Genomic DNA, 19973 nt, shown 5'->3' with positions numbered 1-19973 from the left:
CGCGGGGATACCTTGGCTGTCGTCGGTTTCTCGACCCGGTCAGTGGTCGGGGCTGCGCCGGCTGGAGCTGGGTTCTGATTGCATGATCACCACCCGGCAAACCGGTGCGCGGCCCGCCCGGACCTGAACCGCTCCGGCCCCCGTCGATCTGCGGAGCGGTCGACTTGGCCGGGAGACTCGTCCTGGGCCAGTGCCCCAGGCTGCTCTCGCTGTCCACGGCGGTGCTCGCTTTCGGTGTCGCGCGCGGCGTCCTGGGCATCGCCGTGAATTCTGCGGCGGTGTGCTGGTCGGGCCTCGCGGCTTGCCGGGAACCAGTAGGCCATCGCGGCAGCTGGCAGCGACGGCTGTCAGCCGAGCCCGACAATGAAGTCATGATCGATAGACGACTGCGCGTGGTACTGGCTGAAGACTCCGTCATTCTCCGTGACGGCATGGTGGAGTTGCTCGGTGCCCGCGGATGCGAGGTGGTGGCCACCGCTGGGACGGCTCCCGAGTTGCTCGCTGGAGTGGCGGAGCAGCGGCCTGACGTAGCCGTGGTGGACATCCGGATGCCGCCTACACACACCGATGAGGGCATTCGCGCCGCCGCCGAAATCCGTGCGAGGACACCCGGGGTCGGCATCCTGGTCTTCTCCCAGCATGTCGAGACCGCCTGGGCCTCACGACTGCTGGCTGGCGGGGCGGCAGGCATCGGATACCTGCTGAAGGAACGCGTCGCCCGAACTGCCGATTTCGTGGACGCGCTGCACCGCGTTGCTGAAGGGGGCACGGCGCTCGACCCGGAAGTGGTTACCCGGATGATGCGAGGTGCACAGCGCAGTCGGGTGGACATTCTGACCCCGCGCGAGCGTGAGGTGCTGGAGCTGATGGCACAAGGGCACTCCAACCGCTCCATCGCCGCGCTGCTGGTGGTATCGGAGCGAGCGGTGGAGAAACACGTCGCCGCCGTCTTCACCAAGTTCGGCCTGCGGGCGACACACACCGACAACAGGAGGGTGAAGGCCGTTCTGACCTACCTGGCGGAGAGCGCAGGCTGAGGCCTCAGCTCAGACTCGTCGGCAGTTCGGCTGTGACCACCGTGGGGCCGCCGGGCGGGCTGTCGACCGTCAGGAAGCCGTCCACAGCGGCGAGCCGCTCGGCCAGACCGGTCAGGCCGGTGCCGGCGCCGAGCGCCGCGCCACCGCAGCCGTCGTCGCGCATGATCAGGCGGATGCGTCCATCGGCCACGTGCACTGTGAGTTCGGCCGAGCGGGCATCGCTGTGCTTGGCGATATTGGTGAGGAGTTCGGCGGCGCAGAAGTAGAGGGCCCGTTCGACCACGTGGTCCGGGCGCTCCGGCAGGTCCAGGCGGAGGGCGACCGGCACCGGCGAGGTGGCGGTGAGGCCCGGCAGTGCCTCGCCGAGGCCGCCGTCCAACGCCACCGGGTGAATGCCTTGGGTAAGTCGCCGCAGTTCGACGACGGTCTCGTCGGTCTGGGCGCGGGCTCGGTCCACCAGGGTGCGCAACCGCCTGAGGTCCGGGTCGGTGGCCGTGGGAGAGAGTGCGTCCTCGGCCAGCGAGAGCGTGATGGCCAGGGCGACCAGCCGGGCCTGGGTGCCATCGTGCAAATCACGCTCCAGTCGACGGAGCCGGTCGCTATTGTCCGCGAGCAGGGTCGCACGTGCGGTCTCCAGCTCCCGGACGCGCTGCTGGGCACGGGCCGGGCCCAGCAGCAGCCGGGCGAGTCGTCGGTTCGCTCCGCTCAGCACCCGAATCGCGCTGGGAACCACGGACAGCAGAACCAAGCCCAGCACAGTGGAGGTGACATCCGGCCAGCTGGCCGGCCGCGGGCCAGAGTGCAGCAAGCGGGCCCAGAGCGGAAAGCCAATCAGCCACCCGCAGCCGAGGGGAAACGCGACGGCGGTAGCGAACCCGAGCACGCCGAGAGGCAACCGCAGCGCCAGATAGAGCAGCGCCTTCCAGGCAACCGGATCGGTCAGCACGACACGGCCCCGGGCGATCAAGCCGGCCGGAAGAGCCAGCCGGGCCGGCGCCCCGACACACTCGCCGAGCAACCGGCCGACCAGCCGCCGGTGCAGCGCACCCAAACCACGCGCTCCCAGCAGCGCGCCGACCACGAACGGCAGACCGAGCACGGTGAGCGAAAGAAGCGCCCCCGCATACAGGACCGCGAGTGCGTAGAGGCCGCCGAACACGGCGAGCGGCATTCCGAGGACGGCGAAGGCCCATTCGCCGCCCCGCACGGACAGGTACCGTCGCAGCTCAGCCATCCCCAACGCCCGGCTTTGCTTCCTGGCCGGCTCCTCGGTAACCAGTCCACCGCTGCTTTCAGTCCCGGTCACCGGCCACCAGCTCCGCCGCCGGACCATGAACCGCTCGCAGGCCCGCGGCCAGGATGCTCGGGACGGTCAGCATCACCGCACCCGCGACGATCCACCAGCAAGCGGCCACCGGGACGGACGGTACCGGCGAGCCGGTCACCGCTGTGCAGAACGCCGCCGACGCAGCGCCCGCGACCGCCGCACCGAGCAGGACACCCACCGCCGCGGTCAGCATCGCCTCCACCGTCAGCATGCGCAGCAGCTGCGCCCGGGTAGCGCCGGTCAGCCGCAGCAGCGCGAACTCGCGGCGCCGATCGGCGGTCGCGGCGACCAGAGTGTTGATGGTGGAGACGGCGGCGAAGCAGACCAGCAGCCCCAACTCTGCCTGACGCAGCCAGACATCCGCGGCAGAGGTGACACTGCTCGCCGTCGGATGTGCGGTGTCCTCCGCGCTGCTTGTCATGATCACCATGGTGCCCGACAGTCCCACGAGCATCGCTACCGGTACCACGGCGGACGACAGCCGCCGCGCGTATCCGCGCAAATTGGCGTCGGCCAGCCACCCCGTACCGGGTGCCAGAGCCCGTAGGGGTGCGCCCAGCCCGGCCGCCAGGACGCGCACCGCCAGCGGCCCCACCAGGGCTACTGCGATCAGCAGTACCAGCGAACCGAGCAAGGCGGCCTGCCCAGCCTTGTCCGGCTGCTCGGCGGGCCGCGTCGCCGCCAGCCGCAGGAGCAGCCCACCGCCCACCAGCGCGCCCGTTCCGGCGAGCAGGCGTGGTGCGCCTGTCCGCCCGTGCTCGGTCGAGCTCGCGGTCAGGGCAGCTGCGGGTGCGACCCGGGAGATTCGTCGGGCTGCGACCGTGGCGGCTGCCAGTCCCACGATGAGCGTGGCGGCCAGCGCGACCAGCATGGGTGTCGGCGTCCCCGGTACCCGCACGCCCGGGGCGGCCATCCCCAGCTGCTGCAGTTCGGTGAGGAAGCGACGGGCCGCCGCCGCGCCGACCACCCAACCGGGCGCGGTCACGAGCAACGTAGTCGCGATGACCTGGCCGCCGGCCAGCCGCCGTGCTTGGCGGGGCGTCGCCGCGATGGTGCGCAGCAGGGCGAGTTCACGGTGCTGCTGGCGCAGGGCGAAGCCCAGAGCGTTGACCACCGAGAAGAACGCGACCAGTACGGCGATCTCACCGAAGGCGGCGGCGATCACCATCAGCCCGGGTCCAGCGGCCGCTTTTCGGGTGGCGGCAGAGGTCGTGGTATCGGCAGCGAACAGCGAACCGAACAGCGTCACGGTGGCGATGGCGAGGAAGAGAGAGACCGCCAGGCCGACGAAGGCGGCCGGACGCCGGCGCATCTGCCCGAGGGCGATCAAAACCACGGTGCTCACTCTCCCAGCCGAGTCAGGCGTTCACCGATCTCGGCGGCGGTCGGCCGGTCGAGTTCGTCTACCACCATGCCGTCTGCGAGGAGCAGCACCCGGTCCGCGTACCCGGCGGCAATCGGATCGTGGGTCACCATCACGCAGGTCTGGCCGTCCCGGTCTACACCGGCGCGCAGCAGGGCGAGGATCTCGTGGCCGGTGGCCCGGTCGAGCGCACCGGTTGGCTCGTCGGCGAAAAGCACTTGCGGGCGGGAGACCAGCGCCCGGGCGATCGCCACTCGCTGTTGTTGCCCACCGGACAGCTGCCCGGGCCGGTGCCGCTCACGCCCGGCCAGCCCCACCCGGGCGAGCGCGTCCAGCACTTGGCCCCGGTCAGGCCGTTTCCCGGCCAGTCGGCCGGGAAGCTCGACGTTTTGTGCGACCGTCATCGCCGGCATCAGGTTGCAGGCCTGGAACACGAACCCTATTCGGCTGCGCCGCAGCTCCGCCAACCGTCGCTCGGGCAGCCGGGAGACCTCGGTACCGCCCCACCAGACGGAGCCCCGAGTGGGCCGGTCCATTCCCGCGAGGCAGTGCAGCAAGGTGGTCTTGCCGGAGCCGGACGGCCCCATCACCGCCGTGAACGTCCCAGGTGCGAGGGCCACCGACACCCCACGCAACGCCCGCACAGCGGCAGTGCCACGCCCATACCCTCGGTGCAGGTCCTCCCCCCGGGCGGCGGCTCCCATCCCGAAATTCGTCGTCATCTCAGCCATGCCCTGATCCTCAACGGACGGGGCCCCGGAATCGATCGTGCTCGCACCCGATTCGGGGTTCGGGAAACCGAACCCTGCCGTTGGCAGCGGCTGTCGAGTCGAGTGTGGCCGTGTGTTGCGAGGCGTACGTCCCGCTGCCGTGCATGCCATGGGCCGGCGGGCAAGGCGGGCGGCTGGGAGGGTGGGGGGCATGAGGGGGCGGAACTACGTCCAGTGCCTGACGAGGGCAGCCAGCTGTTTCTGTCCAGAACCTATGTTTCTGATCAGTGGGTGGTGGGCTGGCCGGGACTGATCAGTTTGGAGTACGGGTGTGGTCAAGCGGCCCGGCTACCTCAGCGTCGATCAGCGGGTGAGTGCTGGGCCTGTGGCGGGCTTCCGGCTAGTGCGCAACTGAGAGCGCGGTGCTGGCGCGCTTCCCAGCCCTGTTGATGGGCCGTGCCAAAGCATGGTCCTTTCAGCGGCCGAACAACGAAGAGCACATACGGCGCTACGCCGCTGAGCAGCGCGGCGCGGTGCTACGTGCGCTGGCGGCGTCGAACCCCGCGAGGGTGAGCCGTGGTCTGCGGCCTCCTCGACTCGCCGACGGCCGAGGCCCGCACCCCGAAGGGTGCGGGCCTCGGCCGTCGGGCGCAGTGTGACGGAGCCCCGCATCTCCTCCTGGGTGCGCACTGATGGAGCCGTTTCATTGGCCGAGCTTGCCGTTGGCTGTCAGCGGTGGGCGTCCGGGGGACGGTCGCTGCTGGGACGGTCAGGTGGTTCTGCCTCCTGTGTCCGGTGTTAGTCCGGCGGCGATGGAGAAGTCGAGGACGAGGCCGTCACGGGCGGTGTGCGCCGATGTGAGCGTGACGCCGTGGGGGAGTGTGGTGATGGCCACGGTCCTGGGAGTCAGCTCGTCGCGGAGTGTGGAGGTGGCGGGCAGTTCGGTGAGGTCGTGGACGGCCACGCTTCGGCCGAGGATGCTCACTGTGGTGGGTGTGATGGTGAACGCGTGCCGGGTTGTGGACAAGGTTGCCCGCACGGCGACCGGCAGGCCCAGGCGGCCGATGCTCCCTTCGATGATCAGGTCACCGGCCTGGCCGCTGGCGGTCATGCCGTTGCCCATCGCGCCCAGGCGTCGGGTCACCTGGTCGTAGCCCACGGTGGCCGTTGCGGTGCCGCCGGCGCTGCGGCCGTTGGTGGTCACGTCTTTCAGACGGATGGTCAAATCCAGTACGGCGTGCTGACGGTGTACACCTTCCGCGCTCACCTCGACGTCTCCGACCTCCCCCGCCAGGGTGCGCAGGCCCGCGAGGGGGGTGGTGAGGTCGGCGTTCACCGGGCCGTCCGGCTTCAGCCTGCGTGCGGCCCGGGCGGCGATCCGTTCTTGCGCGCGGTGCTCGGCCAGGAGGTCGGTCGCGCTGGTGAGCAGGGCCAGGGTCGCGGCGGTGGTGGCCAGGATGAAGCGGGTCTTTCGGCGGGGGTTCGGTCTCACGGGGTCATTGCTCCGGATGGGTCGGTGTTTCGCTGGTCAGGCGTGCAGGCGCGGGAGGACCCGGTCGACCCGGCGGGGTAGCCACCAATTGGCCCGCCCGATGAGGAACATGGCGGCCGGCACCAGAATCAGGCGGACCACCGTGGCGTCGACGATCACGCTGATGGCCAGCCCCAGGGCGAGCATCTTCACGACCACGGTGGGTGAGGCGGTGAAGGACAGGAACACCGCGGTCATGATGAACGCGGCAGCGGAGATCACGCGCGCCGTCGCCGACAGCCCCTCCTCGACGGCGAGCCGGTTGTCGCCGGTGCGGTGCCAGGCCTCGGCGATCCGGGACAGCAGGAAGATCTCGTAATCCATGGACAGTCCGAAGACGATCGCGAACATCATCATCGGCACGTACGACTCGATGGGCACCGGTTCCGAGAGCCCCAGCAGCGAGTCGCCCCAGCCCCACTGGAAGACCGCGACGAGCACGCCGTAGGACGCGGCCGTGGTGCACAGGTTGAGCACGACCGCCTTGAGTGGGATCACCAGGCTGCGGAAGACCGTCATGAGCAGCAGGAAGGCGAGGACCAGGACGATGCCGATGACGATGGGCAGCCGTGCGCCGATCGTGTCCCGGAAGTCGGCGTGGCCGGCCACGGTGCCGGTGAGATAGGCATGGGCACCCGTGCCGTGCAGGGCCTTCGGCAGTGTCTGCCCGGAGAGGGCGTCGAGCAGGTCGCTGGTGGCGGCGTCCTGAGGGCCGGTGGTCGGGGTGATGGTGGTGACGAGAATCCTCCCGTCTGCGCTCGCCTTCACGGGGGTGAAGGCGGCCACGCCGTGGGTGGTTCTCAGAGCCGTGGTCACGTCGCCCCTGATCCGGTCGACAGGCGACTTCGCGCTGCTCACGTCGACAACGGTGATGATCGGGCCGTTCGCCCCCGCTCCGAAGCCCTGCCCGTCGGCGTGCGCGATCCAGTCGTAGGCGGTTCGGGTGCTGCTGCCGGGCCGGTCGGCACCAGCGTCGACGTGGCCGAGGCGCATCGACAATAGGGGTAGCGAGCACACGCCGAGGATGGCGACGCCGACGGCGAGGAATGTCCAGGGGCGCCGTGCGACGAGGTCCGCGTAGTGGTTCCGGCCGTCGCCGGTTGCCGTGCCTTCGGCGACCGGGCGGCGCACCCGGAACCGGTCGATGTGCCTGCCCACCAGTCCCAGGGCCGCCGGTACGAGGGTGAGCGCGGCAGCGGCGGTGACGACGACGGCGAGGGTGGCCGCGAGGCCGATCTTGCCGATGAAGGTCAGTCCGCAGGCGTAGAGGCTGAGCATGGCGACGGCCACGGTCAGAGCGGCGACGAGGACGGCGCGTCCGCTGGTGTGCGCGGTGCGGGCCGCGGCGTCGGCCGGGTCGCGCCCGTTGATGAGGTCCTGGCGGAAGCGCGTCGTCAGGAAGAGGGCGTAGTCGATGCCGACGCCCAGGCCGATCATGCCGGCGAGGGTGGTGGCCGAGGTCGCGAAGGAGAGGGTGGCGGCGACGATGCCCACGACGCCGAGGCCGACCCCGACGCCGATCAGCGCGGTGATCAGCGGGAGCAGCGCGGCGAGGACGCTGCCGAAGGCCAGCAGCAGGATGACGAGGGCGGTGACGACGCCTACGCCCTCGCTCAGCTTGTCGTCGGCCGGTGCACGGGCCACCTGATCCAGATCGCCGCCGTAGGCGACGCCGAGTCCCGCCGCCCGGGCGGGGCCGGTCGCCTTGTCCAGTCGCCGGGTGTAGTCGTGGCCGAGGTTCTTCAACTGCTCGTCGAAGGAGATTGCGGTGTACGCGGTGCGTCCGTCGGCGCTGGTGACAAGCGCGGAGACGGCAGTGACGTGCGGCAGATCGTCCAACTCTCCCAGAGTCCGCTCGAGGGCCGGCCGCTGGTCGGCCACGCCGCCGGAGCTGGTGTGGAACACGACCTTGCCCCCCGGCCTGCCCGCCTCGGGCATCGAGGTGGCAAGAAGATCTGCGCCCGTGTGGGAGGCGGTGCCGGGCAGGCTGACCTGGTCGCTGAAGGTCGGCGCAGCGAGATGCCGGCCTGCCATGGCGCCGACGAGAACCAGCAGCCAGGCGGCGATCACCGCTGCCGGATGCCGGGCGCAGAAGCCGCCGAGGCGACCGGGTCCGCGGCGGACCGCGGCGAAGTCTGTCGCCGGACGAGCCCCGTTCGGTGCGGGTGGGTGCTGCAGAGGGCGGGCCACCGTGGCCTCCTAGGAAAGTGTCACGAGTGACACGAACCCTAGGAGAAAGTGGCATGAATGACAATTGTCATCAGTGACATTACTGCTGCGATCCTGAGAAGCCGCAGGCGCTCCCGGGGCATGGCGGCCGTGAGGGCGGCAAGGGTGGCAGCCAGGGAGGGCGGTATGTCTGGCGACTGACTTTGACAGCGGTGACGCCGTGACGGGAGGCTCGGACCATGCCCAGTGAGATCGCCCCAGCCGGACTGCGCGAACGCAAGAAGGAGGAGACGCGGCGCCGCCTGCTGGAGGGGGCCGCGCGCCTGTTCAAAGAACGCGGCTTCGAGGCCACCACCGTCGCGGACATCGCCGCATACGCGAACGTCTCCGTGCGCACCTTCTTCCGCTACTTCGACAGCAAGGAGGCCCTGCTACTGCCGGACGGCGTCGAAATCTTCGCCTACGTCGAGGACGCCCTGGCCCGGCGTCCGGCGGACGAGGAGCCCCTGCACGCGGTGTGCAACGCCCTGCTGGAGGCGGCCGAGCCGTTCGCCGCCTCCACCCTGACCGCCCTCAGCCATCCGATCCAGGGCATCGAGAACGTCGTCACGGCCCGGCTAGTCCAGGCGTTCTCCGACTTCGAGGAGCGGCTCACCGTCCTGGTCCAGCGCAGACTGCCGCCGGACACGCCGGACGCCGACCTCACGGCCGCGGTGATCGCGTGCGCCGCTCTGTCCGCGGTCCGCGCCGTACTTCGCACCCGCAGGGCGCGCCGGGCCTCCGGCCTCACGGACACGGGTCCGGCGCCCCTGCTGCGGGCCTTCGGGATCCTGCGCGGGATCGGCTCTCCCGCACAGCCCTGACAGCGGGCGAGCGGGCGAGGAGCCGGTGGCCGCAGCGCGAACGGCGCTGGCACGGCACGGCAGTACGCCAGCCCCACCACCGCAGCGCCCGCCGCCGCGGTGTCAGCGGGTGCTCACGCGACTTCGGTCTCGGCCTCAGCAGGGCTTCCCACCCGCTCGCCGTCGGCTGACTCACCGTCAGCCGCAGGCCACCAGGGCGCCCCCGCGCTGCGGCGGGCCGTCGCTGCGTATACTGCCCGGCTCATAAGTCACCAGGGGGAGCCCGCAGCATGACCGGCACTACGGAGGCCCTTGGCGGCTCGGCCGCAGTCGACGATGCAGCACGAAGCGTCACGCGCCCGTTCTACGTCTACGCCGTGCTCGCCAACACGCTGTTCCAGCGCGGCGTATTCGTCCTCTTCCTTTATGAGCGAGGCTTCTCCGCCGGGCAAGTGGCCCTCCTTCAGACACTGCTCTATCTGGTCAGCGGACTTGCGGAGTTGCCGACGGGGGTCATCGCTGACCGAATCGGCAGGCGTGCCAGCATCGTGATCGGCCAGGTGCTGATAGCTGGATGTCTGCTCGGTCAGGTGGCGTTCTCCAACTACTGGGTGTTCCTGGCGCTGTTCATCGGGCAGGGCGTGGGCATGGCATGTGTGTCCGGTTCGGACACCGCCCTGCTGTACGACCTGCTCGTGCGTCGTGGTGCAACGGCCAGCTACGTCAAGATCAAGTCCCGGTTCACCATGCTCGGGACGGTCGCCTCGGGAGCCGCCATCGTCTGCGGCGGCCAACTGCAGCGGATTTCCTGGGGAGTCGTCTACGTCGGTTCGGCGTCGTGCCTCGTCCTGGCCGTGGTGGTGCTGATGTCACGGGTGCCCGAGATCCGCGGCGCGGACGCGGTGGACGAGCAGGACGGAGCCGAAATGGAGCACGGCGACGCCACAGCATGGCGGGCGATGCTTCGGGTCGCCACACCGGCGCTCGTGACGCTTGTCGTGGTGTCCGCTTTGATGCATGCGACTTTGACGCCGTACATCATTTTTACGCAGAAGACCCTCTCCGATCAGGGAGCGGGCACCGCATTGGTCGGCGTGGTCATATCCGCGGGATTCTTCGTCGGCGGGCTCACTCCATTGCTGTCGGACCGCGCGGACCGGCGCATCGGGTATCGGGTCATCGTCCCGGTGTCTCTCCTGACGCTCGCCGTGGCGCTCGGCCTGAGCGGCCTCGGCCTTGTCTGGGTCACCATCGCCGCGTTCCTGGTCCTGGTCGGAATTCCCGAGATCACCGCCGTGATCGTGGACAACGTGTTCAACGAGGCAGTGCCGTCGCGCCACCGGGCGAGCCTGCTGTCGATGATCGCATTCGTGGAGTCGGCGCTCATCGGCATCGGCTATCTCGTCGTCGGCGCGCTCATGGACGGGTTGGGCTCCAGTGTGGGCATGGCCACCTATGCCGCGGTCCCCCTGCTGGCATGTCTCCTGTGGCTCCCGGTGCTCTTCCGAGGGGCACGGGTGACCGCCGGGATCGAGAAGCCCGCTGACCAGAAGGCATCCTGAAACAGACCATCTCGAGCAACGCCCTGCCCGATGGCAGAGGCGTGGCTCGTTGACATGTCGCTCCCAGTCGACGACGGAGCTCCCCAAAAAGTCCAGCGGGCCTTCTTCGAAAGTCCGCCGCTTCACTCTCCCGGCACGGCCGCTCCGTGCACCGCCCGATCCACTCCTCGCTCAAGGGCTGGGACAGGACATGATCGGAGCACATCCGCATCAACGAGTGGTTGTGACGTACTGGTCCGACGACAACTCGAACACCCGTACTCGCCGACCACCGGCGGGATTGACGGTCTCACGGACCGGATGCATCGCCAGTTTCGTCATGATCCGTTCGGAGGCGTCGTTGCCCACTTGAGCGATGCTGACGATCCGCTCCAGTTCTCGCTCTTCGAACCCGAACCGTACAGCGGCCGCAGCGGCCTCGGTGGCCAAGCCCTGCCCCCAGTGGGAACGTCCCAGCCGCCAGCCGACCTCAACCGCCGGCAGTACCTCCGGCAAGTAGTTGGGTACCGAAAGGCCGGTGAACCCGGCCAGCTCGCCAGTGGATCGGATCTCCACGGCGAACAGGCCGAAGCCCTGTGACTCCCACTCACTCTCCCACGCCTGGATCCGGCCGCGAGTCTGCTGTTCGTCAAGGACGCCGCCGTCACGGATCCACCGCATGACCTCGGGGTCGGCATTGACGGCAGCCATGGGCGCAACGTCTTCCTCGCGCCAGCGACGCAGGATCAAACGGGGAGTCTCAAGAATGACCATCCAATCATTCTTGATCACAAATGGGCCCTCCGTCATCCTCACCAGGCACTTTCGATACACGCCCTAGATCGCCCAGCGGGAGCCGGCGATCCGGACCAGCTGGCCAACTCGATACCGGCGGGTGCGCAGGCGAGGTAGTAGGCAAGCTCGCCGGGATCGGACAGGCTGCGGCGGGCCATCACCAGCAAGAGCGCCTTCAGCGGACCCGGCAGCAGGCCACGGAAGCCGAGCAAGAGCTCCACGACCGGGAAGGCGAGCTGACCGCCGCAGAGGAGAAGCAGCACCGGGCGGAGGAATGCAGCGGGCCGAGCGACTACCTCGCCCCGAAGGGGGAGGAGTACACGAAGGTCCATGAACTGCTGCGGGCCGCGCTGGAGAAGGAGAACAAGACCGGCATCGCCACCTTCGTGGTGCGCGGCAAGCAGTACCTCGTCGCGCTGCGCGCACAGGAAGAGGTGCTGGGCTGCATGATGCGTGGCCGGACAGTGACCGCAGCCTTGGCTGGTCGTTCCTCCGGGTGTGGGACTGCAATGGCGGCTGGGCGTGACGAGAATCTGTTGATACCTCGCGAATGGCCGCAGGGGGCGTCGGGGGACCGTCGACGCGCACAGCCTGAGCGGCAGTGCGTGCTGTGGAAGCGCCTTGTCGCCTCAAGGTGGCCGGGCGGGCTCGCTGCCGCCATTCGGCAGTGCCTGGGCGAAGGTGGGCCTGCATCGCCTCCGGCGTCACTGCTCCGGTCCGGCGGCCGCCGGGTGAACGACGTGGCCGAAGCCGCTCATCGTCGCAGTCTGTCCGAACCGGGCCGTACAGGGCGTGTCTTGTGATGACATGACCTGAGTGCGTATGGAATATCGGGGGAGAGCCATGACGTGGCACGGCGGAGCATGCCTCTGCGCGCGGCCGCCCGGTGACGGCCGGGCACCAACCGGCCGTCGGCGGCGGTGAGAGGGCCGCAGGCGGTGCCGGGCAGTTGCGGGAGCGGGGGAGGGGACGGCGTGACGGATACCGAGGCGAGTCCGGACGGGCCGGTGGACCGGCGCATGGCTCTGGCCCGCGAGTGGGATGACCTGGTCGACCGGGTACGGGCACTCGGGGGGTTCGAGGACTTCCTGCGGCCGCCGCGCCTCGACTCGCTGTTGCCTGCCGCGAGCGGCGGCCCGGTTGTCGTCGTCAACGTGAGCCGATGGCGGTGTGACGCGTTGATCGTGACCGAGGAGGGCGTGCGCAGCCGCGCGCTGCCCGATCTGACGCTGGACCGGGCGACCGAGTGGGCCAACACCTATCTGGAGACCCTCCACGCCGCTGAACAGGCGAGGTCCGAGCACCAGTTGGCGCACGACACGGTGAGGGCCGACCCCAAACCCTCCGCGATCCGCGCCCAGCAGCGCGCAGCCGGTGCCCTGATGACGGCGGAGCACCGTACGGACGACATGCTCGGAACGCTCCAGCGCCGGCTCTGGGACAGCGTCGCCGCGCCGGTTCTCGACGAACTGGGTCTCCACCGGGCGCCTGCCTCGGCCGACGGGCCCTGGCCCCGGCTGTGGTGGTGTCCCACGGGGCCCCTCACCCTGCTGCCCCTCCATACGGCCGGGTACTACGACGCCGCCCGCGACGAGACGGCACCCCGTACTGTCCTCGACCGCGTCGTCTCCTCGTACACGCCTACCCTGCGCGTGCTCACGGAGGCGCGCGCCGGAGGAGGCGCGGGCGGTCACGCCGGTATGGGCGACGCGGGCGCGCCAGAGGTGGAACGCATGCTCGTCGTCTCCGTGGGCGACGCGCCGGGCCAGCCGTGGTTGCGCAACGCCGGAACCGAGCGCGACACGCTCACGGAGCTCTTCCCCGCCGGGCGTCACACCCTCCTGGAGGGGCCCGGGGCCACCCGGGGAGCCGTCGAGGCGGAACTCGCGAGGCACCGCTGGGTGCACTTCAGCTGCCACGGCGACCAGGACCTCGCCGAACCGTCCCGCGGAGGCCTGCTGCTGCACGACGGGGTGCTCACCGTCGCCGACCTCGCGGCGCGACAGTTCCGCGGGGACTTCGCCGGCCTGTCCGCCTGCAAGACCGCCGTCGGCGGAGTGAACCTGCTGGACGAGGCCATCACACTGGCGTCCGCGCTGCACTACACCGGCTACCGGCACGTGGTCGCGGCCCTGTGGTCCGTGGACGACAGGACAGCGGCACGCGTCTTCGACGCGGTGTACCGGTACATGGCCGTCGACGGACACCTGCGCCCCGAGGCCGCCGCACCCGCGCTCCACCGGGCCGTACGGGCCCTGCGACGGGAAATGCCCGATCAGCCCCGACTCTGGACTCCCTTCACCCACATCGGACCGTAGGCCGCCGTACACACGGATCACCGTCCTGCCGAACACGGGAGAAACCCCGCATGTCCCCTGCACTGCCAGAGCCGCGGCCCGGCACGGCCCCGGTCGCACACGAGACCGGGGTGGGTCCGGAGCCCTACGAGGAGATCACCCACCCGTCGTTCGCCGAACAGGCGGCCTCCTTCCAGGCCGTTCCCACCCGGGGCGGGGTGGTGCTGAAGGGGCCGTGCCCGCGCTGCGGCGATCCGATGAGTTTCCCCCACGTCGACAGTGTCGTCCGCTCCTGGCTGCGCCGGCGGCCCCATCCGGCGCCGCCGGCAGCGACTGCGGAGACGGTGGTGCCCATGGTCTGCACATGCGCCGTACCCCACCCCGGGCGGCCGGACGGTCTGGACGGCTGCGGCGCCTACTGGAACGTCATCCTGCGGGAGGAGCGGCCATGACACTCCGGGTGACCCCGGGCCCGTCGGCCAACCGCGCCCACCAGGTGTCCGCCCGGCACGACTATCAGCTGGTCAAGGACTCCTTGCCGCGCGTGCGGGCGGCAGCGCTCGCCTGGCGGAACGGCGTCGGAGCCCTGCTGGCGGGTCTGATCGGCTTCGGACTGCTGAAGGGGCGCACGGACGTCGGCCAGTTGGCCTCACCGTACGACGCGGTCGTCGGCCTCCTGCTCCTGGTTGCCCTCCTGGCGGGCACGACGGCGGCCGTGTTGTTGCTGCGCGCCGCGCACGGCCGTCCGGCAGCGACCGCGATCAAGGAGTACCGGGCTCACGGCGGGGGATCGGCGCTGGGAGCCGACCATGCGGAGGCCCTGCGCGCCGCCAGCGCCTTGTCCAGGGGCGTCGTGCTGGCGCTCTCCTGCACCGCGCTGCTGGTCGCGGCCGTGGGTACGACCTGGTACGGGCCCGCCGCGAAGGAGGAGCCATCCGTGGAGATCCTCACCCCCGCGGGCACCCGCTGCGGTGAGGTGATCCGGATGGCCTCGGGTCTGCTGACCCTGAGGACCGACAGCGGCGAGGTCACGCTCGACCTGAGCCGTTCGACCGGCATCCGTGCCGTCGACTCCTGCACCCCCGAGGCGTCGCCGTGAAGCGGCGTGCGCGTAAGCGTGTTTCGACCCCGACAGGCCCAACCGCCCGGCCCGGGGCGCCGGGCGGAGCGGTATGCCGCAGGCCACGGCCCAGGCGCGGGGCCCGCTTCGGCTGATTACGCCTGCAATCCGGTGCCTGCTCCGCTACCTTGTGTCCTGAAAGCCCCGAATCGATCAGCTTCTTCGGCCCGGGGCGGGGGGCAGTACGCGTTGCGGATCCGCGAGCCGCAGGGGGACGGGCTCGGCGCACGCGTGCCGGATTCGAGCGCGGGGGACGCATGAGCGATGAGGCCGAGGTATTGCTGTTGGCGCTGCAGGCACGGGTCGACCGCTGGGTTCACGACGGGGACCCGGCCGGAGTGCTCGACGATCGGGCTCCGGAGGAGTTCGAACGACTGCTCAACATCGTGCGGGAGACCTGGCCCGTGAATCCGCCGCCCCGGTTCATGGCGGTGTTCGCCGAGTTCTTCCGGTGCCGCTATTCGGCCCGTCCCGAGGAGTACGCCGACGACCTCGTCGTCAGCGGGAACCTGTTCGCCCTGGTCTACGGAGTCGAACCAGGGAAAGTACCGGAGCAGTTGCGCCCTCTCGTCGCCGCGAGCCTGATCGCCAGTTCCGACCCCGACCTCTGGGGCGTACTGGTCGCGCGGGCGGAACTCGGGCTCCCGGTCCCGCCCGGTGTGGTGGACAGGCAGCCGACGTTCTCCGACGGAAGGGATCGGCCGAGCTTCCTGAGCGGGTGCGCGGACGCCGTGGCCACGCTGTACACGGAAACGGGTGTCCGGTCCGATCTCGACGACTCGATCCGGCTCTGCGAGGCCGCCGTCGACCTCGCCGGCCCCGATCACCGCCACCGGGCGGCCCTGCTGCAGAACCTCGCGGTTGGCCTGCGGGACCGCGCGCTCCTCGCCGGGTCCCCCGAGGACCTGGACCGTGCGGTCGACGTGGGGCGGGAAGCGGTCACCGCGTCCGCTCGTCCCGAGGCCCGGGGCCACCGGGCGACGGTCCTCAGGAACCACGGCATCACCTTGCAGCGCCGTTACGACAGCACCGGTCGGCTGGACGACCTGCAGCACGCCATCAGCGCCTTCGAGGAGGTCATCGGACTGTCGGCGGACGGCCCGAACCGGGCGAAGACCCGTTCGTTGCTGTCGAGCGGGTTACTGCGGCGCTTCGAGCACCTCGGGAACACCGATGACCTGGACCGGGGCATCCTGCAGGGACGCGAGGCGCTGGACGGGCTGGCCGCGGACGATGGCGGGCGGCCCGCCGTGCAGGGCAATCTCGGAGTCCTCCTGCGGACCCGCAACGAACGGGTCGGAGCACCGGACGATCTCCACGAGGCGATGGAACTGCTCCGCGGCGCGGTCGAGTCCATGGACGCGAACCACCCCGATCGCTCCACCACACTGGCCAATCTGGGCAACGCCCACCTCGATCGCTCCGTGCTCCGGTCCTCGGCCCGGGACCTCGACGACGGTATCGCGCTGCTGCGCCAAGCCGCCGAAGTGGCGGCGCCGACGAGCCGGGACCGGTACCGCAGCCTCGGCCAGCTGGGCAGCGCGCTGTACCGGCGCTTCCTGCGAGTGCGGGAAGTCCGTGACATCGATGAAGCGGTCGAGGTCCTGCAGACGGTTGCCAAGACCTTGCCGGACACGCACATCGAGCGGCGGCCGACCCTCAACGCGCTTGGAGTGGCGCTGCTGGCCCGCTTCGGTGTGACGGACGATCCCGAGGATGTGGAGCGGGCGCACCGGACCCTCGCCGAGTGCCTTCGCCTCAGCCCGGTCGGAAGTCCCGACCACTCCGGAGCGCTGTCCAACCTCGCCTCGACGCTGTACCTCCGGGCACGCAGCGGCGACCGCGGCGAGGACCTCACCGCGGTGATCGATGCCATCCGGTCGGCGGTGGACACCACGGCCCCCGACCATCCCGAGCGGTCCGGCATGCTGATCAAGCTGAGCATTCTGCTCCGCTCCAGATCCCGCTTGGAGGACCACCCCGGCGATCTCGATCTGGCCGTCGACGCGGCCCGGGCCGCACTGCAGGCGCCGGTCTCCAGCCGGCCCGACCGTGCCCACGAATCCCTGGCGGTCGCCCACGCCCTCATCGACCGGCTCGCCGTGAACGCCTCCGTCACGGACGCCTCCGCCGCGGTCGCGTTGCTGCGGAAGGTGGCACGCAGCGCGACGGCCGACGTGTACGCCAGGCTGGAAGCCGCCCGGACCGCCGGTGACCTCACCGCCCGAGTCGGCGGGCGACCGGGCGCGGCGGTGGACGACTACGACGTGGTGGAACTGCTCCCGCTGCTCGCGTGGCACGGGCTGGAGCGGACATCGCGGGAACGCCTGCTGACCGAGTGGCCGGGGCTGGTGCGCGACGCCGCCGCGGCCGCCGTCGACGCTCTCCGGCTCCCGCGCGCCGTAGAACAACTCGAGCAGGGACGGGCGGTGATGTGGAGTCAACTTCTCGCCCTGCGCGGTGATCTCACGAGACTGTCGGCCGAGCACCCGGATCTCGCCGAGCGTCTGACCGACATCCGCAACGAACTCGACAAGGCCTCTTTGGCGCTTCCCGAGGAGGCACCGGCCGTTCCGGTCCCGCGCCCGAGCCCTCACCGCCCGGAGGCACCGCGGCTCCCCCCCGTTCCCGGGGGCGCCACAGGGCCCGTCGAGCGGGAGCTCGTCGCCTCGGACCCTCGGCCGCACGAGGCGGGGAACGAGGAGCTGTCCGCCCTTACCGCGGAGGTCGACCGGCGCGTGCGCGCCTACCGTGCACTGCGCGATCCGGAGCCCGTCCTGCACGACCGGGCGTCCGAGGAGGCCCGGAGAATCGGTGAACTCGCCGACGCGGCGGGCGGGGACCGGGTGGAGGCCGCGGCGGCGGTGCACGCGGTCGCCTGGCTGCGCTGGTGCCGGGGCCGGGAACTACCGGGGGAGCAGGGCGCGCGGGAGTCGCTGGCGGCGTTCGAGTCCTTCGGACGGATCTGGGGAATGTCCCTGGACTTGGTCGCACCGGGTCTGGCGGACCGGGAACTCGCCGCCCGCACGGCGGAACTCCGTCCGGAGACGGACTCCGTGCGGCCGGAGAACGGTCCGTTGGTCCTGGGCATCTCCGGGACGGCACTGCTCTCGCGTGATCGTGCGGGCCTGGCGAAGGCGTCCGCCGATCTGGGACGCCTGGCCGAACACCTCGCGGAGGACGACCCATTCCGTCCCCTGTGTTCGGCCCACGCCGCCGCCGTGCATATGTCCAGGTTCCGGGTGTCCGGGGACGACGCGGATCGCCGGGAGGCCGTCCGGTGCGCTCGCGACGTGGTCGCCCACGGGCAGGCGCCCGTCGTCCGGCTGATCGGCCTGTCCGTGCTGGCCGAGGCCCTGTTGCTCGGCTTCGCGTCCGCCGGCGTGTCCCCCGGCGATCCCGGCGATCCCGGCGACCTCGACGAAGCCGTGGGCTTGCTGCGCGAAGCCGTCGACCTCGCCCGTGAGGTCGAGACCGAGGTCGGTCAGGGCGATGAGGGAGCGGTGCCCGAGACGACTGCGGACCGCGCTCGCCGACTGAAGTCGCTCGTGCAACTGGCGAACGCCCTGCTCGTCCGATACCGGGTACGGGCCGACGCGTCCGACCTCGACGAGGCGGTCCGCGGGTGCCTGACCGCGTTCCGTCTCCTCCCGCCCGAGCACCGTGCCCATCCGGGAGCCCGCAAGGTCTTCGCCGCGGTGCTCGAAGAAGTCAACAAGGACTCGGACGACCCGGCGCGTCTGGAGCAGTCGCTCCTGCTGTGCCGGGCGTTGTTCGCCATGACGGGCATGCCCATGCCATCCGAGACGGGGACGCCGGACGCGGCCGCAAACATACCGGAGAACGCGGAGACCGGTCGTCCGAGCGTTGCCGGGAGCGAGCGGTTCTCCGTCCCACCGCGAGCCGACGGCCCGGCTGCCGACACTCACGCGACCGACGTGACCTTCGGATCCGCGACGGTCGCGGCCACCGTGGTCGACGACACCGATCACGAGCGCTGGCTGGCCACCGTACGGCGGATCTGCCGGAGTGGTGGGGTGGTGCTGGTACCGGAACGTCCCTCTCCGCGGAGGGAACGTGCGGGGGAGCGCGCGGAGCTCTTCGACCTCGAAGGCATGGTGGAGCGCGTCGGCGACTGTGCGGCGGTGCCGCTCGAAGTGTTCGACGAGAGCGTCACCGCCGGCCTCGACGCCCTGCCCGGCGAGCTGCGGGAGCTGTTCCCACCGCTCCTGGGCGTTCAGGCTTTCCCGTGCCTGCTCGCCGGTGCGACCACCCTCCGCAACCTGCTGTCGGACAATGGCATCTCCCTGCCCGACGGCCTCGTGTCGCGGTCCCGGCCCGTGCGCACCGACTTCCGGGAGTGGGCGCACCTGTGGGCGCCGGGGGACGACGATGAATCGCTCGCGCACATCGAGGAACGCCTGCGCAGGGGGGACGGGCGGAGCGTTCTCGCCTACAGCGTGGCTCAGTTGCTCGCGACCGGCCACCGAAACGGTGCCTTGCACGGTGACGCGCGCTGGGAGAGCTTCGGCTGGTCACCCGAGCGGGGGTGCGCCGTCATCCTCGCGCACGACGCCCGCTATCTCAACCGGCCGCCGACACCGGCCCAATGCGCCACGGACCTGATGCCCTTGCTGCCGTCCCTGTCACGCCCGACCTGGCGCGCCTTCCGGCTCGGGTACCTCCGTGGCCGGCCCGACGGGCCCGACGGAAGGAACGTGATCGACCTCATCGAGTTCGGTGACACCACCGGCTGGATGCAGGCGATGGCCCGGAACGACATGGTCGAGGCCGTGGACCTGCTCGGAGAGGCGCTCGACCGGTGTGGGCCCGCCGACCAGGTGGGCCGGATGGTGATCACCGCCAACCTGGCGGAGGCCTTGAGCCGTAGCGGTCGGCACGAAGAGGCGTGCGCCGCCGCCGAGGCCGCCTGGTCGGCCGGCCGGACCCTGGCTCCCGAGTTCACTGCGCTGCTGGCCCTGCAGGCGGGACTGGCCAGTCTCCGAGCCGGGGACCGCGACGCGGCGGTCGAAACGATGCTGGGCCTGATCATCGGTGCCAGCACACCCCTGGTGTCGGAGTACGCCATGCGGGTGGTGGACCACCTGTTCCCCGGTGACGGCGACGCCCCGGCCCTTCCGGACGAGGAACTGCCGTTCATCGCCAGAAGGGGAGAGCAACTGGTGATCCTGAACAAGGCGGTGACGAGCGAGGGCGAGGCGTCGTGAATGCCGCCGCACA

Annotated in this window: 15 protein-coding genes and 1 pseudogene; 9 read left to right on the top strand and 7 right to left on the bottom strand. The window is 70.6% G+C overall.

Annotated elements, in window-relative coordinates; translation table 11 throughout:
• Window positions 1-371 precede the first annotated feature (371 nt).
• Entirely contained in the window at window positions 372-1037 is a 666-nt protein-coding gene (locus ABZ079_RS29540) for a response regulator transcription factor (RefSeq protein ID WP_356942535.1), read from the top strand.
• 4 nt (window positions 1038-1041) lie between these two features.
• Here ABZ079_RS29540 and ABZ079_RS29535 read toward each other — a convergent pair whose 3' ends face one another.
• From ABZ079_RS29535 to ABZ079_RS29525, 3 genes are read right to left on the bottom strand one after another with little or no spacing between them, the layout of a single operon-like run.
• Complete coding sequence (locus tag ABZ079_RS29535) at window positions 1042-2343, bottom strand: sensor domain-containing protein (protein WP_356942476.1); 1302 nt, start codon at window positions 2341-2343, stop codon at window positions 1042-1044.
• Window positions 2330-3700: an FtsX-like permease family protein gene (locus ABZ079_RS29530; RefSeq protein ID WP_356942534.1), complete on the bottom strand. Its 1371-nt coding sequence runs from the start codon at window positions 3698-3700 to the stop codon at window positions 2330-2332. The genes ABZ079_RS29535 and ABZ079_RS29530 overlap by 14 nt, the downstream gene beginning before the upstream one ends.
• Window positions 3701-3705: 5 nt before the next feature.
• Window positions 3706-4458, bottom strand: coding sequence for an ABC transporter ATP-binding protein (locus ABZ079_RS29525; protein ID WP_356942475.1), 753 nt, complete (start codon window positions 4456-4458; stop codon window positions 3706-3708).
• Window positions 4459-4859: 401 nt separating this feature from the next.
• Between ABZ079_RS29525 and ABZ079_RS29520 the strand changes: the two are divergent.
• A pseudogene (locus tag ABZ079_RS29520) lies at window positions 4860-4991 on the top strand (LD-carboxypeptidase); the annotation flags it as partial.
• Window positions 4992-5206: 215 nt separating this feature from the next.
• Here ABZ079_RS29520 and ABZ079_RS29515 read toward each other — a convergent pair.
• Window positions 5207-5929, bottom strand: a complete 723-nt coding sequence (locus ABZ079_RS29515; RefSeq protein WP_356942474.1) for an LmeA family phospholipid-binding protein — start codon at window positions 5927-5929, stop codon at window positions 5207-5209.
• A gap of 36 nt (window positions 5930-5965) precedes the next feature.
• Window positions 5966-8158 carry an MMPL family transporter gene (locus ABZ079_RS29510; protein ID WP_356942473.1) on the bottom strand — a complete coding sequence of 731 codons (2193 nt, stop codon included), beginning with the start codon at window positions 8156-8158 and terminating at the stop codon, window positions 5966-5968.
• Window positions 8159-8376: 218 nt separating this feature from the next.
• Between ABZ079_RS29510 and ABZ079_RS29505 the strand changes: the two genes are divergently transcribed.
• The gene (locus tag ABZ079_RS29505; RefSeq protein WP_356942472.1) at window positions 8377-9000 is read left to right on the top strand and encodes a TetR family transcriptional regulator; all 624 of its coding nucleotides are present in this window, start codon (window positions 8377-8379) and stop codon (window positions 8998-9000) included.
• A gap of 269 nt (window positions 9001-9269) precedes the next feature.
• A complete protein-coding gene (locus ABZ079_RS29500; RefSeq protein ID WP_356942471.1) occupies window positions 9270-10541 on the top strand; it encodes an MFS transporter in 1272 nt (423 codons plus the stop codon).
• A gap of 210 nt (window positions 10542-10751) precedes the next feature.
• On the opposite strand, the gene ABZ079_RS29495 is transcribed toward ABZ079_RS29500, so the two are convergent.
• Window positions 10752-11294 carry a GNAT family N-acetyltransferase gene (locus ABZ079_RS29495; protein ID WP_356942533.1) on the bottom strand — a complete coding sequence of 181 codons (543 nt, stop codon included), beginning with the start codon at window positions 11292-11294 and terminating at the stop codon, window positions 10752-10754.
• Window positions 11295-11332: 38 nt separating this feature from the next.
• Window positions 11333-11578: a hypothetical protein gene (locus ABZ079_RS29490; RefSeq protein ID WP_356942537.1), complete on the bottom strand. Its 246-nt coding sequence runs from the start codon at window positions 11576-11578 to the stop codon at window positions 11333-11335.
• Here ABZ079_RS29490 and ABZ079_RS29485 point away from each other — a divergent pair.
• The 5 genes from ABZ079_RS29485 to ABZ079_RS29465 all read left to right on the top strand — a co-directional run bounded on the left by ABZ079_RS29485 (window position 11552) and on the right by ABZ079_RS29465 (window position 19960).
• On the top strand, window positions 11552-12118 hold the full coding sequence (locus tag ABZ079_RS29485; RefSeq protein ID WP_356942532.1) for a Ku protein: 567 nt from the start codon (window positions 11552-11554) through the stop codon (window positions 12116-12118). The genes ABZ079_RS29490 and ABZ079_RS29485 overlap by 27 nt on opposite strands.
• Before the next feature lie 171 nt (window positions 12119-12289).
• On the top strand, window positions 12290-13633 hold the full coding sequence (locus ABZ079_RS29480; RefSeq protein ID WP_356942470.1) for a CHAT domain-containing protein: 1344 nt from the start codon (window positions 12290-12292) through the stop codon (window positions 13631-13633).
• Window positions 13634-13683: 50 nt separating this feature from the next.
• Window positions 13684-14064, top strand: coding sequence for a hypothetical protein (locus ABZ079_RS29475; RefSeq protein WP_356942469.1), 381 nt, complete (start codon window positions 13684-13686; stop codon window positions 14062-14064).
• Complete coding sequence (locus ABZ079_RS29470; RefSeq protein ID WP_356942468.1) at window positions 14061-14711, top strand: hypothetical protein; 651 nt, start codon at window positions 14061-14063, stop codon at window positions 14709-14711. Before ABZ079_RS29475 ends, ABZ079_RS29470 begins: the two co-directional genes overlap by 4 nt.
• 278 nt (window positions 14712-14989) lie before the next feature.
• Window positions 14990-19960 (top strand): hypothetical protein, encoded by a 4971-nt coding sequence (locus tag ABZ079_RS29465; protein WP_356942467.1) that lies wholly within the window; start codon window positions 14990-14992, stop codon window positions 19958-19960.
• The last annotated feature ends 13 nt before the right edge of the window (window positions 19961-19973 follow it).

Source organism: Streptomyces sp. NPDC006314, from assembly GCF_040613075.1.
Classification (GTDB): Bacteria; Actinomycetota; Actinomycetes; order Streptomycetales; family Streptomycetaceae; genus Streptomyces.
Note: the sequence above shows the minus strand (reverse complement) of the source record. Positions and strands in the feature narration are given on the sequence as shown.

Excerpts from the sequence above, each read along its gene's own strand:
- ABZ079_RS29540 (WP_356942535.1), top strand. The coding sequence starts at position 372 with ATGATCGATAGACGACTGCGCGTGGTACTGGCTGAAGACTCCGTCATT.
- ABZ079_RS29525 (WP_356942475.1), bottom strand. The coding sequence starts at position 4,458 with ATGGCTGAGATGACGACGAATTTCGGGATGGGAGCCGCCGCCCGGGGG.
- ABZ079_RS29505 (WP_356942472.1), top strand. The coding sequence starts at position 8,377 with ATGCCCAGTGAGATCGCCCCAGCCGGACTGCGCGAACGCAAGAAGGAG.
- ABZ079_RS29500 (WP_356942471.1), top strand. The coding sequence starts at position 9,270 with ATGACCGGCACTACGGAGGCCCTTGGCGGCTCGGCCGCAGTCGACGAT.
- ABZ079_RS29495 (WP_356942533.1), bottom strand. The coding sequence starts at position 11,294 with ATGGTCATTCTTGAGACTCCCCGTTTGATCCTGCGTCGCTGGCGCGAG.
- ABZ079_RS29475 (WP_356942469.1), top strand. The coding sequence starts at position 13,684 with ATGTCCCCTGCACTGCCAGAGCCGCGGCCCGGCACGGCCCCGGTCGCA.
- ABZ079_RS29470 (WP_356942468.1), top strand. The coding sequence starts at position 14,061 with ATGACACTCCGGGTGACCCCGGGCCCGTCGGCCAACCGCGCCCACCAG.
- ABZ079_RS29465 (WP_356942467.1), top strand. The coding sequence starts at position 14,990 with ATGAGCGATGAGGCCGAGGTATTGCTGTTGGCGCTGCAGGCACGGGTC.